Annotated in this window: 12 protein-coding genes; 3 read left to right on the top strand and 9 right to left on the bottom strand. The window is 66.8% G+C overall.

Translation table 11 applies throughout. The annotated features are described in order from the left end of the window. Positions 1-93 precede the first annotated feature (93 nt). Both CHB64_RS09335 and CHB64_RS09330 read left to right on the top strand, forming a co-directional pair. Positions 94-840 carry a hypothetical protein gene (locus CHB64_RS09335; RefSeq protein WP_089412338.1) on the top strand — a complete coding sequence of 249 codons (747 nt, stop codon included), beginning with the start codon at positions 94-96 and terminating at the stop codon, positions 838-840. 218 nt (positions 841-1,058) lie between these two features. Continuing rightward, positions 1,059-5,954 carry an NAD-glutamate dehydrogenase gene (locus tag CHB64_RS09330; RefSeq protein ID WP_159462467.1) on the top strand — a complete coding sequence of 1,632 codons (4,896 nt, stop codon included), beginning with the start codon at positions 1,059-1,061 and terminating at the stop codon, positions 5,952-5,954. A gap of 21 nt (positions 5,955-5,975) precedes the next feature. Here CHB64_RS09330 and purH read toward each other — a convergent pair whose 3' ends face one another. The 9 genes from purH to CHB64_RS09285 all read right to left on the bottom strand — a co-directional run bounded on the left by purH (position 5,976) and on the right by CHB64_RS09285 (position 14,576). After that, the gene (gene purH, locus CHB64_RS09325) at positions 5,976-7,559 is read right to left on the bottom strand and encodes a bifunctional phosphoribosylaminoimidazolecarboxamide formyltransferase/IMP cyclohydrolase (RefSeq protein ID WP_089412336.1); all 1,584 of its coding nucleotides are present in this window, start codon (positions 7,557-7,559) and stop codon (positions 5,976-5,978) included. A gap of 80 nt (positions 7,560-7,639) precedes the next feature. Continuing rightward, on the bottom strand, positions 7,640-8,836 hold the full coding sequence (locus tag CHB64_RS09320) for a UDP-N-acetylglucosamine 4,6-dehydratase family protein (protein WP_089412335.1): 1,197 nt from the start codon (positions 8,834-8,836) through the stop codon (positions 7,640-7,642). Between the two features lie 20 nt (positions 8,837-8,856). After that, a complete protein-coding gene (locus CHB64_RS09315; RefSeq protein ID WP_089412334.1) occupies positions 8,857-10,539 on the bottom strand; it encodes a heparinase II/III family protein in 1,683 nt (560 codons plus the stop codon). A 3-nt stretch (positions 10,540-10,542) separates the two neighbouring features. After that, positions 10,543-11,205, bottom strand: a complete 663-nt coding sequence (rpe, locus tag CHB64_RS09310; protein ID WP_089412333.1) for a ribulose-phosphate 3-epimerase — start codon at positions 11,203-11,205, stop codon at positions 10,543-10,545. 245 nt (positions 11,206-11,450) lie between these two features. After that, a complete protein-coding gene (locus CHB64_RS09305) occupies positions 11,451-11,990 on the bottom strand; it encodes a hypothetical protein (RefSeq protein ID WP_089412332.1) in 540 nt (179 codons plus the stop codon). 57 nt (positions 11,991-12,047) lie between these two features. Then, entirely contained in the window at positions 12,048-13,049 is a 1,002-nt protein-coding gene (locus tag CHB64_RS09300) for a glycosyltransferase (RefSeq protein ID WP_089412331.1), read from the bottom strand. Beyond that, positions 13,049-13,930, bottom strand: a complete 882-nt coding sequence (gene folD / locus CHB64_RS09295) for a bifunctional methylenetetrahydrofolate dehydrogenase/methenyltetrahydrofolate cyclohydrolase FolD (protein WP_089412330.1) — start codon at positions 13,928-13,930, stop codon at positions 13,049-13,051. Before folD ends, CHB64_RS09300 begins: the two co-directional genes overlap by 1 nt. Further along, complete coding sequence (locus CHB64_RS09290) at positions 13,927-14,277, bottom strand: DUF167 domain-containing protein (RefSeq protein WP_089412329.1); 351 nt, start codon at positions 14,275-14,277, stop codon at positions 13,927-13,929. Before CHB64_RS09290 ends, folD begins: the two co-directional genes overlap by 4 nt. Continuing rightward, the gene (locus CHB64_RS09285) at positions 14,274-14,576 is read right to left on the bottom strand and encodes a YggT family protein (protein ID WP_089412328.1); all 303 of its coding nucleotides are present in this window, start codon (positions 14,574-14,576) and stop codon (positions 14,274-14,276) included. Before CHB64_RS09285 ends, CHB64_RS09290 begins: the two co-directional genes overlap by 4 nt. A 251-nt stretch (positions 14,577-14,827) precedes the next feature. Here CHB64_RS09285 and CHB64_RS09280 point away from each other — a divergent pair, with 251 nt between their 5' ends. Next, on the top strand, positions 14,828-15,832 hold the full coding sequence (locus CHB64_RS09280; protein WP_089412327.1) for an SDH family Clp fold serine proteinase: 1,005 nt from the start codon (positions 14,828-14,830) through the stop codon (positions 15,830-15,832).

The following is a 15,832-nucleotide window of genomic DNA, read 5'->3' as shown; positions in this document are numbered from 1 at the left end:
ACCAGATTGGCCAAGGCCGCCTGAACGTTAACGCGAATTTAACGCCAGGACGGCGGAGTCGGAAACGACGGCAAATCAGGTCGGGAGGGCTACATGCAAAGATCTCCAGGCGCGCGGCCCGCCGTCCACGAACTGCAGGCCCGTCTGGAAGCGGAGGCGCGCCGGGCCCGCCCGAGAAGGCGTCCGCGCTCGCGCGCGGCGCAGCTTCACTTGATCGACCTGCTCTCCCGCTGGGGCGGCGCGGGGCTCGCGCTCATCGCCGGCGTCGGAATTTTCATCGCCGTGACCGCCGGCGGCGCCTATCCTTTTCGCGCCTTCGTCTGGGCGGCGATCCTGCTCGGCGCGCTTTACGCATGCCGCCGTCTGCTCGCCGATTTCCGCGCCGGTTCAGCCAGCGCCGCGCGCCCCTTTCTCTGGCGGGCGAACTACACCGCGGCGCTGAGCGCGCTCGGCGCCGGATTCGGCGCGGGCGCGGTCATCGTCCTGCCGGCGGGCGCGCCCGACGCCCTTGCGATGCAGACCCTTGCGCTGATCCTCGTCGGCGCTCTCGGGGCGGCCATGCTGCACGCTCCTCACGACAAGAGCGCCGCCGCGCTTTGGGCTCCGGCCGCGCTGTTCTGCTTCGTCGGCGCCTGGCGCGTCGGCGGACCGGCGCTCGCGTTTTTCGGCGCCGCCGCGGCGTTCCTCGCCGGCGCGGTCGCGCTTTTCCTGCTGAACCGCCATCTGGGCGGGCAGGCGCAGCGGCGGTTCCCGCGGACCTCTTTGGCCAGACGCAATCTTGATGCGGAGGAGGCGCCTGAACAGGATGCGCCGCACGGCGCGGGCGCGGCGGCCGTCTGACGCGCAAGACCGGCGCGGATGACCGATGGGTCTTCGAGACGGCGCCGCGACATTCAATTCGTTAGACTTCCTGAACGTCTTCACGTTAAGACCGCGCCATCAAGAAGCCGCATCGCATGACCGCTGCGAATGCGGGCGAGGACCCGCTTTCGCGGCCGGAAGCCGCCCTTGAGGGGCGGCCGTTCGCGTCATGCGCCGGCGCCTGGAGGAAAAGCAGAATGCCCGAAGGGTTCCAGTCCGACGCCGACGAAGCCATTCTCGGCAAGCTTCTCGCCTTCGCAAAGGAAACGAAACGCGGCGAGTTCGACGCGAACGGCGAAATCTCCCCTGCTTTTGCGAGCTATGCGACGCAGATCGTCCGCTTCGCGACCGGGGAAGACAGGTTCTGGGAGGAGCCGCAGCTTCTTCTTGATCGCGCCGTCGCGGCCTGGAAGGCGAGCGAGAAACGCGCGCCGGGCGCGCATCTCATCAAGCTGCGTCTCAACAAGGCGAAGGACTGGCGCCAGACCCGGCTCTTTCTCGACATCGTCGCCGACGACAAACCGTTCCTCGTCGACTCCGTCACCGGCGCGCTCGCCGATGCAGGCAAGGCCGTCTCGTTCTTCGTCAACGCGGTCGTAGACGTCGCCCGCGACGACAAGGGCCGGCGCGTGCTCGAAGGCGGAACGCCGGTCCGGGAGTCCATGATCCATGCGGAGATGGATCCGCCCATCGACGACGAGGAGATCCCGCAGCTCGAAGCCGAGCTCAAGCGCGTCCTTGACGACGTCGCGCTCGCGGTCGCCGATTGGGAGCCGATGCGCGCGCGCCTGGCGAGCTGCATCGCGCAGCTCGAACGCTCGCGGCCCGAGGGCGTCGCGCGCGAGGAGCAGCGCGAAGCAGTCGAGTTCCTGAAATGGCTGTGGGACAACCGTTTCGCCTTTCTCGGCGTGCGCCATTACCGCTACGCGAAGGACGGCGGCCAGGTCGTTTTCGAGCACGATCCCGAAAGCGACCTCGGCATTCTGCGCGACAAGGCGCGGCGCGTGCTGAAATCCACCTATTCCGAGGAAGGGCACCTGTCGCCCGCCGTCGAGGAGTTCATGCGCTCGGGCGAGTCGATTCTCGTCGCCAAGGCCAACGCCAAATCGCTCGTTCACCGCCGCGTCTACATGGATTATATCGGCGTGAAGACCTATTCCGTAGACGGAAAGGTGAACGGCGAGGACCGCTTCGTCGGCCTCTTCACTTCGGACGCCTATAATCGCCCCGCCTCCGACATTCCGTTGCTTCGTGCGAAAGTGCGCAACGTCGTCGAAAGCGCCGGCTTCATTCCGGGCGGCCATAACGAAAAGGCCGTCATCAACATTCTCGAGACGTTCCCGCGCGACGAGATGTTCCAGATCGACATCGACACGCTGCGCGAAACGGCGCTCGGAATCCTGCGTTTGTACAAACGCCCGCGCGTGAAGCTTTTCATGCGGCGCGACCGTTTTGACCGGTTCATTTCGGCGCTCGTCTACGTGCCGCGCGAGAAGTTCTCCTCCGAAGTGCGCGAAGCGATCGGCGCGCTTCTCGCTTCGACCTTCGAAGGGCGCGTGTCGGCGTTCTATCCCTATTTCGGCGACGCGGCGCTCGTGCGCGTGCATTTCATCATCGGGCTCAATCCCGGCGCCCCGCAGGGACCCGGAATCGCCGAGCTCACGCGCCGCATCCGCGCCATCTGCCGGGAGTGGACCGACGATCTGCTCGACGCCATGCGCGCCGCCCATGAAGGCGCGACGCCGCGCGGGCTTTACGCCAAATACGAAAAGGCCTTCGACGCCGGTTATCGCGAAAAAACCTCCGCCGAGGAAGCGCTCGTCGACATCGCGGAAATCGAGGCCATGACTTCGGCCGAGCGGGAGCTGCGCGTCTTCCGCAGGCCGGGCGACGCCGACAGCGAAATCAGGCTCAAGATATACCGCCGCGGCGGCCCGATGCGGCTTTCTTCCCTCATCCCGACGCTCGAAAATCTCGGCCTCAGCGTCATTCAGGAGGCGGGCTTCGTCGTTCGACCGGCCGGCGCGGAACCCGTCTGGATACATGATTTCCATACGGAAGAAAAATTCGGCCGCAGCGTCGACATCGCCGCGATCAAGGCGCTTCTCGAAGACGCCCTGGCGGCCGTTCTCGAAGGATGGTGCGAGGACGACGGGTTCAACGCGCTCGTGGTCAACGCCGGGCTCAACTGGCGCGAGGCGTGGATGCTGCGCGCCTGCGCAAAGTTTCACATGCAGGCCGGCTTCTCCTTCTCGCAAAAATATATCGAAGAAGCCCTCGTCAAGCATCATGACATCGCGCGACAGCTCATCGCAGTCTTCCATGCGCGTTTCAATCCGACCGGCCCCAAGGACGCCGACAGGCGCGAAGACGAAGTCGCCGCCGCCGAGGAGAGGGTTCTGAAGTCTCTGGAAGCGGTCGAAAGCCTCGACGAAGACCGCATCATGCGGCGCTATCTCAATCTCTTCTCGGCGATGACGCGCACGAACTTTTATCAACGCGAAGCGGACGGCGCATCCAAACCGTACATTTCCTTCAAGATCGACAGCCAGAAGGTGGAAGGCCTGCCCGATCCGAAGCCCTATCGCGAGATCTTCGTCTCCGGCCCGCGCGTCGACGGCGTGCATCTGCGCTTCGGTCCCGTCTCGCGCGGCGGCATACGCTGGTCGGACAGACGGGAAGATTTCCGCACGGAAGTTCTGGGGCTCGTCAAGGCCCAGCGCGTGAAGAACGCCGTCATCGTGCCGACCGGTTCGAAAGGCGGATTTTATCCGAAGCAGCTTCCCGTCGGCGGCGATCGCGCGGCGATCTTCGAGGAAGGGCGCGAAGCCTACAAGCTGTTCATCCGCGGCCTGCTCGACCTGACCGACAATATCGTGGGCGGCGCGGTCAAGCCGCCGGCGAACATGGTTCTGTGGGACCATAACGATCCCTATCTCGTCGTCGCCGCCGACAAGGGCACTGCGACATTTTCCGACACTGCGAACGCGATTTCCGCCGAGTACGGATTCTGGCTGGGCGACGCATTCGCCTCTGGCGGCTCGGCCGGCTACGACCACAAGGCGATGGGCATCACCGCCCGCGGCGCCTGGGAGGCGGTCAAGCGCCATTTCCGCGAACTCGGCAAGGACATCCAGACCGAGCCCTTCACGGTCGCCGGCGTCGGCGACATGTCGGGCGACGTGTTCGGCAACGGCATGCTGCTCTCGAAGCAGATCAGACTGGTCGCCGCTTTCGACCACCGCGACATCTTCATCGACCCGAATCCCGATCCCGCGACGTCCTATGAAGAGCGCAAGCGCCTGTTCGAGCTGCCCCGCTCGTCCTGGCAGGATTACGACAAAGCGCTCATCTCGAAAGGCGGCGGCGTATTTTCGCGCTCGGCGAAATCCATTCCGGTCTCGCCAGAAATGAAGGCGCTCCTTGACATCAAGGCCGACAAGCTCACGCCCAACGAGCTTATCCGCGCAGTTCTCGCCTCGCCGGTCGAGCTATTCTGGCTCGGCGGCATCGGCACCTATTTCAAGGCGTCGGACGAGGAGAACGCCGAGGTCGGCGACCGCGCCAACGACGCCGTGCGCATCAACGCCGGCGAGGCTCGGGCCAAGGTCGTCGGCGAAGGCGCCAATCTCGGCTTCACGCAGCGCGGGCGCATCGAATTCGCGCGCAAGGGCGGGCGCATCAACACCGACGCCATCGACAATTCGGCCGGCGTCGACTGCTCCGACCACGAAGTGAACATCAAGATCCTTCTTTCGTCCGCCATCGAGCACGGCGACCTCAAATCCGAGGACCGCAACGAGCTGTTGCGGGCCATGACCGAGGACGTGGCGGCGCACGTTTTGCGTCACAATTACGACCAGACCCGCGCGCTTTCGATGATGGAGGCGCTCGCGCCCGGCGAGATCGACGGCCACGCCCGACTCATCGCCGCCTTTGAGCGGGAAGGCCGCCTCGACCGGGCGATCGAGTTCCTGCCCGACCCGGAAGCGATCTCGACGCTGAAAGCCCGCGGCCTCGGCCTCGCGCGGCCGGAGCTCGCGGTGCTGCTCGCCTATGCAAAGATGTGGCTCTTCGAATCGCTCGTGGAATCCGACGCGCCGGACGATCCCATGCTCGAGCGGGAGCTGTTCGCCTATTTCCCGGACGAATTACACCGGTTCAAGGACTGCATCGTCCGCCACCGCCTGCGCCGGGAAATCATCGCGACGCGACTTTCCAACGAGATCGTCGACACTTGCGGGGCGAGCTTTCCCTATCGCGCCGTCGAAGCGACGGGCGCGCGGGCGGCCGAGGTCGCGCTGGCTTACGAGGCGGCGCGCCGCATTCTCAACCTCGCGAGCTTCGCCGCCGCCGTCGACGCGCTCGACAACAAGGCGCCTGCTTCGTTGCAGATCGCGCTTTACAACACCGCATCGGAGCTCTTGCGCGAGCAGCTTTACCGGATCGTCAGCGATCCGCATGCGGTCGGCCTGATCGAGCAGCGAGGCCTGAAAGGGCTGATCGACCAGTACGGCGCGCCGATCGCGGCGTTCAAGGCCGCGCTGCCGTCGATACTGCCGTCGGGCGCAGCTAAAGCGCTGGAGGCGCGCGCCGCGCAATGGCTGCGCGAGGGCGCGCCGGAGGAGCTCGCTCGGGAAGCCGCGCTAATGCCGGCGCTCGAGCGCGCTTTCGACGTGGTGAACCTCGCGCGCGAGAGCGGCTGGTCGAGCGAGGCCGCCGGCGCGATCTACTTCGCGGTCGGTCATCGTTTCAGCCTCGATTTCGCGCGCGATCAGGTGAGAAACTATCCGCCTGCAGATCACTTCGACCGGCTGGCGGCGCGCCGTCTCGTCGAGGACATCTCCGCGCGCCAAGGGGCGCTGGCGGCGAACATCATCGCCTACGCCAGGACGGATCCCAAGAAGCCGACGCCCGAATGGCTGGAGGACGTGCTGGCGCGCTGGCGCAAGACCAGCGAGGGGGCGATCGAGAATTACGAGCGCTTCGTGACCGAGCTCGAACTCGGCGGCGGCGTCACCAGCGTCGGCAAGCTGTCGCTGCTTGCCAAAAAGCTCGGCGACCTGACGGAGCGGATGCGCCCCGCCGTATAAGACGCCGCACCCCGCCGGCCGTCAGTGCCGGAAATGCCGCATGCCGGTGAAGGCCATCGCGAGGCCGGCCTCGTCGGCTGCGGCGATAACCTCTTCGTCGCGGATCGAGCCGCCGGGCTGTATGACCGCCGTCGCGCCCGCTTCAGCCGCAGCGAGCAGACCGTCCGCAAACGGAAAGAACGCATCCGAGGCCACGACCGAACCTTTTGTAAGCGGTTCGCGCTCGCCCGCCGCTTCGGCGGCGTCCGCGGCCTTGCGGGCGGCGATGCGGCTTGAATCGACTCGGCTCATCTGGCCGGCCCCGATCCCGACCGTCGCGCCCTTTTTAGCATAGACGATGGCGTTCGACTTCACATGCTTGGCGACCGTGAAGGCGAACAGCATGTCGGCCGTCTCCTGCGGGGTCGGCCGGCGCCTGGTTACGATCTTGAGATCCGCCTCGCGGATCCGGCCATTGTCGCGCGACTGAACCAGAAACCCGCCGGCGAGCGGACGCCATGTCAGCCCCGGCGCGGCCGGATCAGGCAGAATGCCGGTCAGCAGCACGCGGACGTTCTTCTTTCTGGAAAGGACGGAAAGCGCGTCTTCATCCGCATCCGGCGCGATCACCACCTCAGCGAATATTTCGGCGATCTTCTCCGCCGCCGCCCGATCAAGGGCCTGGTTCGCGGCGATGACTCCGCCGAAGGCCGAAACCGGGTCGCATTTGAGCGCCTTGGCGTAGGCTTCCGCGAGGCTGGCGCCGAGCGCGACGCCGCACGGATTGGCGTGCTTGACGATGGCGACCGCCGGACCCGCGCCGGCGAATTCGGCGACGAGCTCGAAAGCCGCGTCGGCGTCGTTGAGGTTGTTATAGGAAAGCTCCTTGCCCTGCGCTTGTCGCGCCGTCGCCGCGCCCGGCCGCGCCTCGCCGCCGAGATATAGCGCCGCGCGCTGATGCGGGTTCTCGCCATAGCGCAGCGTCTGTTTGAGCGCGCCAGAGAAGGCGATCGCTCTCGGATGCGCCTCGCCGAGCTCGCGCGCGAACCAGGCCGCGATCGCCGCGTCGTAGGCGGCCGTGCGCGCATAGGCCGCCGCCGCCAGACGCCGCTTCAGCTCATGCGACAGGCCGCCGAGCTTTTCGATCTCCGTCGCCGCCGCGTCATAGTCCGCCGGATCGGTGACCACGCCGACATGAGCATGGTTTTTCGCTGCGGCCCGGATCATCGCCGGCCCGCCGATGTCGATGTTCTCGACGCACTCGTCATAGTCCGCGCCGCGCGCGACCGTCGCCTCGAAGGGATAAAGATTGACCACAAGAAGATCGACGGGCTCGATCCCGTGATCCCGCATCGCCGCCTGATGCGCCGCATCCCCGCGCAGGGCGAGAAGGCCGCCATGCACTTTCGGGTGCAGCGTTTTCACGCGTCCGTCCATGATCTCGGGAAAGCCCGTGAGCTCGGAAACGTCGCGCGGGGCGAGGCCCGCCTCGCGCAGGGCCCGCGCCGTCCCGCCGGTGGAGACCAGCTCGACGCCGGCGGCGGCGAGTCTTTTCGCGAAGGCCGTCAGGCCAGACTTGTCGGAAACGGAAATGATCGCGCGCCGCACCGGGCTCGGCTGGGACATAGGGCGCTCCTGCCAGACTGTCTCGGGAATGCGCCGGGATGCTTAATCGCCGGCGGCGCGCCGCGCAAGGCCGGCGCGGCTCAGCGCTGGAGGGGGCGTTGCTTGGCCGCCTCGCCGCCGGCTTCGGTCGGGCTGAACTCCGGCACCAGGTGATGCACGGCCTCGTCCAGACCCGACTGATCGCCCGCGAGCGCGTGTTCGATCACGTCCGACAGCCGAGGATTGAGCAGCGGCAGGTCGATCATCGCCGGGGAGGCGAGCAGAACCCCGTCCGCGCCGGTCTTCACCAGCTTGTCCGTATCGAGAAAAATCTCCTCGAAGAGCTTTTCTCCGGAGCGAAGCCCTGTGAAGCGGATTTCGATATCGACGCCCGGCGTCAGACCGTGCGCCTCGATCATGCGTTTGGCGAGCTCGAGTATGCGCACGGGTTCGCCCATATCGAGCACGAAAACCCGGCCGTCGTGGGTGACGACGCTTTTCTCGGCGCTGTCGAGGCTCGCGGCCTGCAGGACGAGCTGCACGGCCTCGCGCGTCGTCATGAAATAGCGGGAAATCTCCGGATGCGTCACGGTCACGGGACCGCCGCGGGCGATCTGCCGCGCGAAAAGCGGCGTCACCGATCCCGTCGAACCCAGAACGTTGCCGAAGCGCACGGTGACGAACCGGGTGTCGTTCTGCGCGACATCGAGCGCCTGGGCGTAAAGCTCGGCGATGCGCTTCGTCGCGCCCATGAAGCTCGTCGGATTCACCGCCTTGTCGGTGGAGATGAAAACGACGGACTCCGCGCCGGTTTCCGTAGCAGCGTCGAACACGTTCTTCGCGCCCAGCACGTTGACGAGCGCGCCGGCGCAGCGGTTCTGCTCGACGATCGGCACATGCTTGAAGGCGGCCGCGTGCAGCACGATCTCCGGCCGCGCCTCCGTGAACGCGCGATCAAGATGCTCTCGCCGACAAATGTCGACGAGTTGGGAGGTAATGAGCGAAGCATAGCCGGCTTCGCGCATCTCAAGGTCGATCTGATAAAGATTGAACTCGGAATTATCCAGCAGCGTCAGATGCGCCGGCTCGAACGCCGCGACCTGACGGGCGAGCTCCGAGCCGATCGTGCCCCCGGCGCCGGTGATGAGAACGCGCTTGCCGATCAGCAGACGGCGCGCCGCGCGCTGATCGATCCGCCGCGGCGGCCGCTGCAAAAGCAGCGCCGGATCGATCTCGATCGCCTTGCCGCGCGTGATCCTGTCAGGTTTTGAAAACCGGGAGATGAGTTTTTCAAGCATGCGCACAGGCAGATCCCCCGTCAGTCACGTTCGAGTTTCCCGTCGTCCCCCTCGGCAGTCCACGCCCCATCGAGCCGTCGAAAGGCCCATCTGACGACGATAGCCTCCCTGTCGCCGACTTCCAACCCGCCCGGGGCAAGAACGATCTGCTCCGCGGCCGCGGGCAATCCGCCGGCGCCGCAATAGACGCTCTTTTCCAGGCGCAATTCCGGCGCGTCGGTGCGAAACCGCCAGCCTTCGCGGGTAGGCGGCGCCAGGATTACGGATCGTCCATCCCGCGCGAGCGAGGCTTTCATGCCCGGATGAAGATGGAACCGGATGCGCCAGGTCCGCCGGAGCGCCTCGGGCGGATGGAAAATCACATCCTCGCCGCGCAGATCGTCCCCGCCCGCGCTCAGGTAAAACCGGCGCAGGTGGCGCGGCCCGTCGGGCGCGTCCGCGTGGGCCCGGCGCTCGATTTCGAGAAACTGGCCGCGGATGTCCTCAGCCCGATGATGCGCGATCGCCCCGCCCCCGAAAAGCGCGAGCGGGGGCTCCGAAGACAGCGTCGAATGGGCCGCAGCCTGTCGCAGGGCCCGGCTCCACTCGCCGGGAAGATGCCCGCCATTGCCGCAATTGACGACGATGCGGCCCCGTCCCGAGGAGAAATGAAAAGACGTCGCGCCGTCGAAGCGTTCCGGTCCGCGGCCGTGGCTTACGTCGGCGATCACAACCGCGCGCGCCGCTTCGAGACGCTGGAAACCGGAATGGCGCGCGAAACCCTGCGGGACCGAGTCGTCGTCGAGCGCCTGACGCACAGCCAGCACGGATTTCGGATCGTCCTCATACCCGCCGTTGAAAACCGCGAGCGACCCGTCGCCGCAGCGAAAGAACAGCGCGTTCGCCGCCATTCGCCCGACAGTGTGGCGCAGGAAGCCCGGAACGGGCATGCGCCGCGCCTCCAACGCTTTCAGGATCATCTGAAGGCGGATGACGATGGCGAGCTGCTGCGAGGGATTGCGGCTAATATGGCCGCCGTCGGGACGGACCTGCAGGCGCAGCTCGCGGCGCAACAGCTCGAGTCCGCGCTCCGCCTGCTCTTCGCAGCCCGGCAGGCACAGCCCCGCCAGCGCAAGGCCGGCCGCCGTCATCAGACGTTCGTAACCGGTCTCGGCGCGGTGACAAACGCGCGCCAGATGTCGGGTCTGTCGCGCCATCGACGAAAGCAGCCTGCTGCGCCACAGCGCATCCTCGCCGCGCAGGGCCAGCGCAGCGTGGCAACAGAGCTGCGTCAGGCGCTCGCCGGTCAGATAGGGCGCCCAGGCGTCCGGCGACCAACGCTCGCACCGATCGAGCCAGGCGCGGATAAGCCGACGCGCCGGCCGCGCGCCGGCCTCGCCCATGGCTTCGGCGTGCCGCAGCCAGGAGAAATCGTGGAGAAAGGAATGCAACGGCCCCGTCGCCACGACGAGATCCCAGATGCGTTCGACCTCCCCCTCGCAATCGACGCTCTCCGCGCCGATGGCGAGCCGGCCCCGGAACAGGGATTCGGCGAGCGCGCGATCCGGCGTGCGCGGATCGCTGGGCTGATGATACAGCCGGTCCGGCGCAGGACCGCGCAGGCGCGCCTGATAGAAAGGACTCTCGCCCCATACGCGCTGCACGCGCGCGACGAGGTCGTGTCTGCCGGCCCGCGCCTGATTTCCCCGTCGCGTCGCCGGCATTGCTCAAGCGCCTCCCCGCAAGGCCGCGATATTGGCCGCATAGGACTGCGGCCCCCCCGAGAAGACGGCCGAACCGGCGACCAGCACGTCGGCGCCCGCCGCGACGCACGCGCGCGCGGTCTGGGCGTTCACGCCGCCGTCGACCTCGAGCATGATGTCGCGCCCCGAGTCGTCGATCGCCCTGCGCAAGGTCTCGATCTTCCTGAGCTGGGAGGCGATGAACTTCTGGCCGCCGAAACCGGGATTGACGCTCATGACGAGAACGAGATCGACCTCGTCCAGCACTTCGACGGCGAATTGCGCGGGCGTGGCCGGATTGAGCGAAACGCCCGCCTTCGCGCCGGCTTTTTTGATCCGTTGCAGCGTGCGGTGAAGATGCGGTCCGGCTTCCGGGTGAACGGTGAGGATATCCGCGCCGGCGGCGATGAAATCGTCGATGAAGGGATCGACCGGGGCGATCATCAGATGGACGTCGAACGGCAGCTTTGTCGCGCCGCGGATCGCCTTCACCGCCATCGGGCCGATGGTGAGGTTCGGCACGAAATGACCGTCCATGACGTCGACATGGATGAAGTCCGCGCCGGCTGCGGCGACCGCCGCCACCTCTTCTCCGAGGCGGGCGAAATCAGCGGACAGAATGGACGGGGCGACGCGCACGCGGCTCATTGTCGAGACCTATCGTGATGCGCCGACATTGCGCAACTGGAGAGCGCACATCCCCGGCCGGTTCGCGCAAAAAAGCGCCCCGCCGGAGCGGGGCTGGCGGCGCTTTCGCGCGTAAGTGGGACAGGAACGAAGTCCGCTTCCTTCGAAGCAAACCCCGGGCCAGCCGCGAAATCACGAGCCTTTAAGGGACCTGAAGCCGACATCGCGCCGCAAGCGGTCCCGAAAGGAGCTCGGGCCCGCCAAACTCATTGATTTTCATTAACCTTCATTCGCCGCGGCGCGAAGGCCTTGCGCGTCCGGACCGCCGCAAGCCACACGGCAAGGCCTATCGCCAGACCAAGGGCGAGCCCCGCCGCCCACTCGATGTCGAGCGCGGCGATCCCTGCAAGGGCGAAAACGCCCAGGCCGATGACGATCAGCGCGTAGCGGACCGGCGCGCCGATGGCCCGCGCCGCCCCTTTCGCGAGCCGAACCGGCGCTTTCGCCGCGGCGGCGGCCGTTCTGGCGGTCGCCGCGCCCGCCCGTCTGAGCGCCTGCGCAAGACGGCGTGCGCCGAGAAACCGGACGATCGCAGCGAGCGCCGCAGTCAGACCGGCGGCGAGGCCGACATCTGTCGCGCTGACGGGACTAGCGGTTTCTCGCTCGTCGTGAACGGCCGGCGCGTTCGGCGCGACGGCCTCTGTCGGAGCCGGCGCCGCGACCGCGGCGTGCGCCGACGCGCCGCCGACGGCGGCGAGCGCCGTCGCTGCGAGCATGACGGCGCGAAGCGACCGGCGCGTTCTCATGCGCCCTCCTGAGCTGGCTTCAAACCATCTGGTGATATGGCGATCGCGCGCGCGCCTTCAAGAACGGGCCGTCTCGAGCGCCTCGTCCGTTTCCACAAAAGCAGGCGCAGGCCCCGGAATCTGCAGATACTGAAGGCGCTTCATTTCCGAGAAATATCGCGCCTGCGCGTCGAGAATCACCCCGACGATGAACAGCATCACCGCCGTCAGCATCACGCCGGTCGCGACCATGAGCGTCGGAAAGCGCGGCACCAGGCCGGTCTGCAGATATTCTATCAGGACGGGAACGGCGAGCACGAACGATGCGATCGCTGCGCCGAGGGATGCGCCGCCGAAGATGAGAAGCGGGCGATGCAGTCGCAGAAACGTTAGCATACGGCGCAGAATCCGCGCCCCGTCGAGCCAGGTGTTGAGCTTGCTCTTGCTCCCGTCCGGGCGGGCGCCGTAGCGCGTGGAAACTTCTTTCACCGGGATGCGCAGCAAGGCGGCGTGCGCGGACATTTCGAGCTCGATCTCAAAACCTTTTGATACGGACGGAAAAGACTTCACGAACCGGCGCGACAGCACGCGATAACCGCTCAGGAGATCGGAAAGCTCCAACCGGAAAAGCCGCCTGAAGACGAAGCTGAAAACCCGGTTGCCCAGCACGTGGCCGGGCCGGTAGGCGCCCTGGACCTCGTCGTCGGGGACGCGCACGCCCACGACCATGTCGAGGCTCTCCCGGCGCATGGCCGCGATCATGGCCGGCGCTGCGGCCGCCTCATAAGTGCCGTCGCCGTCCGCCATGACGTAAATGTCGGCGTCGACATCGGCGAAGGCGCGACGCACGGCGTTGCCCTTGCCTTTCATCGGCTCCGCGCGCACGATCGCGCCGGCGTCCCGCGCCGCCGCCGCCGTGGCGTCGGTGGAGGCGTTGTCGAAGACGTAAACCGCAGCCTCGGGCAGGGCCGCGCGAAAATCTGCGACGACGCCCGCGATCGCCGCTTCCTCGTTATAGCAGGGCAGGATCACCGCAACGCGCGGCGAGCCGGCCGGAAAGGGTTGTCCGCGCGCGCCCATCAGATCGCCGGCCCCCGAACGCCGCGTCGGCGCGCTGCGGCGATGAGCGTGTTGCGCAGAAGGCAGGCGATGGTCATCGGCCCGACGCCGCCGGGTACGGGCGTGATCGCCTCCGCTCTTTCCTTGGCCGCTTCAAAATCGACGTCGCCGACCAGCCGCGCGGCGCCGTCTTCCTCGACGCGATTGATGCCGATATCGAGGACGACCGCGCCCTTCTTCACCCAATCGCCCTCAATCAGGCGCGGCCGGCCGACCGCCGCGCACAGAATGTCCGCAGAACGGCAAATCTCGGGCAGATCGCGCGTTTTCGAATGCGCCATGACGACCGTGCAGTTCTCAGCCAGCAATAAAAGAGACAACGGCTTGCCGACGAGAATGGAGCGCCCGACGACGACGGCGCGCAATCCCTCCAATCGATCGCGCACGCTTTTGGCCAGGATCACGCAGCCTTCCGGCGTGCACGGACGCAGGCCCTGCACGCCCAGGAGAAGGCGGCCGGCGTTCGTCTCAGTGAGGCCGTCGACGTCTTTCGCCGGATCGATCTCGTTGATGACGCTGTGCGCGTCGATATGGACCGGCAGCGGCATCTGGACGAGGATTCCGTCTATGGACGGATCTTCATTGAGCGCGCGCACGACGGCGGCCACCTCCGCCTCGCTTGCGCTCGCCGGCAGGCGTTTCTCGATGGAGATCATGCCGGACTCGCGCGTCGCCCGACCCTTGTTGCGCACATAGACCTGGCTCGCCGGATCGTCGCCGACGAGGACGACGGCGAGGCATGGCGGCGCGCCGTGCGCCTTCGCGAAGGCGCGCGCTTCTTCTCCGATCCGTTCGCGAAGCGCTGAGGCGATCGCCTTGCCGTCGATGATTCGGGCGCTCATTCCTTTTCATCCGTCGATGCGACGCCAGCCAGAGAGGCGAGCTGTTCGGCGACCGCCGCCGAGTCGTCCGCGATCGCGATCGTCTTCAGCCTGTCTTTTTCGCCTGCCCTAATCGACACCGCGGACTTGGGCAAGCCAAGCGCGCGGGCGAGCGTTTCGACGACGGCCCTGTTTGCGCGTCCCTTGTCTGGCGGCGACGCCACGCGGACGACGAGTCGCGCCGTCCCGTCGGGACCGCGCCGGAGCCCTGCCGTTTCGTTCTTCGCCGCTCCCGGAATGACGCGCGCCTGCAAGAGAAATCCGCCTTCCACGGCCTGATAAAACCGCGAACCGGCCTCCCGGCTCACAGCCCGCGCGCCAAGAGGGGGGCGAAAACATAGCGGTTCACGCCGATCTGGAGGGCGTTCACCGCGATCAGCAGAATGATCGGCGAAAGATCGATGCCGCCGAGGCTCGGCAGAAAGTTCCGGATCGGCCGCAACGCCGGCTCGGTCAGCGCCAGACAGGTCCGCCATACCGCGTCCACGAAGCGGTTGTGCCGGTTGACGACGTTGAAGGCGAGAAGCCAGCTTAAGATCACCGTGACGATGATGACGATGATGTAGAGCTGAATCAGCGCGTTGAAGAGATAAGCGATGACGGCCATGGGCAGGTCCTTCCTCTCCCCCGCACTTAGGGCGCGTCGCGTCGCGACGCAACGCGCCTGGCGCGCCTGGAGCCTTTTCGGGAGGGGGCTGGCCTGCCGGCTCTGCTTGCGTCACAATCCCGGCCGGGATCGGCGCGCGCCCGTCCGCGCGCCGAAAAGAGGGGGTTTCGTCGGGAAAACAACGGCGTGAGCATTGGAGCGGCCGTCAGGCGCGACGCTTGCAACCCGTTGAGTAAAGAGGGGCGTGGGGCATGGAAGAGCTCGCCGGCCAGTTGCCGTTCCTGCTGCTGATTCTGCTGTTGTTCGTGCTGCCGGCGCTCATGCGCCAGCGCCGCAACGCCGAGATCGAACGCTGCTTCGCCCGGCTCCAGAAAAAGCGGAAGTCGCGGATCATCACCATCGTCCACCGCATGGAGCCGATGGGTTTTCTGGGCATTCCCAACCTTCGCTATATCGACCTCAACGACGCGGAGGAGGTGCTGGAGGCGATCCGGCGCACGCCCTCCGGCCAGCCTCTGGAGATCGTGCTGCACACGCCGGGCGGACTGGTTTTGCCGGCCTTGCAGATCGCCCGCGCGATCAAGGCCCATAAGGGGCGCAAAACCGTCTTCGTACCCCATTACGCCATGTCCGGCGGCACGCTCATCGCGCTCGCGGCCGATGAGATCGTGCTCAACCCCCACGCCGTGCTCGGCCCCATCGACCCGCAGATCGCCGGCCTGCCGGCCGCTTCGATCCTGCGCGTGGCGCGGACCAAGTCGCCGGACTCGACGGAGGATTACACGCTCGTCCTCGCCGATCTCGGCGAGAAGGCGATCGATCAGCTCGAACGCGCCGCGCAGGAGCTGCTGGAAGGAACCGTCTCGCCCAACGCCGCGGCCAATATCGCCAAGCTCCTGTCGAGCGGGCGCTGGACGCATGACTATCCGATCGAAGCGGGCGAGGCGCGCGAGATCGGTCTCAACGTCTCCGTCAACATGCCCGACGACATCATGGAGCTGATGGCGCTGTTCCCCGACCAGCTCCGCCGCACCCCCGGCGTGCGCTGGTACGATCCGGCGAAAACGCTGCTCGGCCGGCCGAAACGGCCTTCGCCCGAAAGCGTGCCGTTCACCGGCTATCAGCCGGGCCCCGGCGCCCGCAGCTTCAGCTACGGGCCGTGGAACCCAGGCGATCTTCTTCCGCGCGGCCATGCCCCCGGCCCCGATCCGGCGGACCTGCGCGAGGAGCGCAGCACGCGCCGCCGCGGGCGATAG

Origin of the sequence: Amphiplicatus metriothermophilus (assembly GCF_900199215.1) — a bacterium.
GTDB lineage: Bacteria > Pseudomonadota > Alphaproteobacteria > Caulobacterales > Parvularculaceae > Amphiplicatus > Amphiplicatus metriothermophilus.
Note: the sequence above shows the minus strand (reverse complement) of the source record. Positions and strands in the feature narration are given on the sequence as shown.

Bases quoted from the DNA above. Each gene is read 5' to 3' on its own strand.
- CHB64_RS09335 (WP_089412338.1), top strand. From the start codon at position 94: ATGCAAAGATCTCCAGGCGCGCGGCCCGCCGTCCACGAACTGCAGGCC.
- CHB64_RS09330 (WP_159462467.1), top strand. From the start codon at position 1,059: ATGCCCGAAGGGTTCCAGTCCGACGCCGACGAAGCCATTCTCGGCAAG.
- purH (WP_089412336.1), bottom strand. From the start codon at position 7,559: ATGTCCCAGCCGAGCCCGGTGCGGCGCGCGATCATTTCCGTTTCCGAC.
- CHB64_RS09320 (WP_089412335.1), bottom strand. From the start codon at position 8,836: ATGCTTGAAAAACTCATCTCCCGGTTTTCAAAACCTGACAGGATCACG.
- CHB64_RS09315 (WP_089412334.1), bottom strand. From the start codon at position 10,539: ATGCCGGCGACGCGACGGGGAAATCAGGCGCGGGCCGGCAGACACGAC.
- rpe (WP_089412333.1), bottom strand. From the start codon at position 11,205: ATGAGCCGCGTGCGCGTCGCCCCGTCCATTCTGTCCGCTGATTTCGCC.
- CHB64_RS09305 (WP_089412332.1), bottom strand. From the start codon at position 11,990: ATGAGAACGCGCCGGTCGCTTCGCGCCGTCATGCTCGCAGCGACGGCG.
- CHB64_RS09300 (WP_089412331.1), bottom strand. From the start codon at position 13,049: ATGGGCGCGCGCGGACAACCCTTTCCGGCCGGCTCGCCGCGCGTTGCG.
- folD (WP_089412330.1), bottom strand. From the start codon at position 13,930: ATGAGCGCCCGAATCATCGACGGCAAGGCGATCGCCTCAGCGCTTCGC.
- CHB64_RS09285 (WP_089412328.1), bottom strand. From the start codon at position 14,576: ATGGCCGTCATCGCTTATCTCTTCAACGCGCTGATTCAGCTCTACATC.
- CHB64_RS09280 (WP_089412327.1), top strand. From the start codon at position 14,828: ATGGAAGAGCTCGCCGGCCAGTTGCCGTTCCTGCTGCTGATTCTGCTG.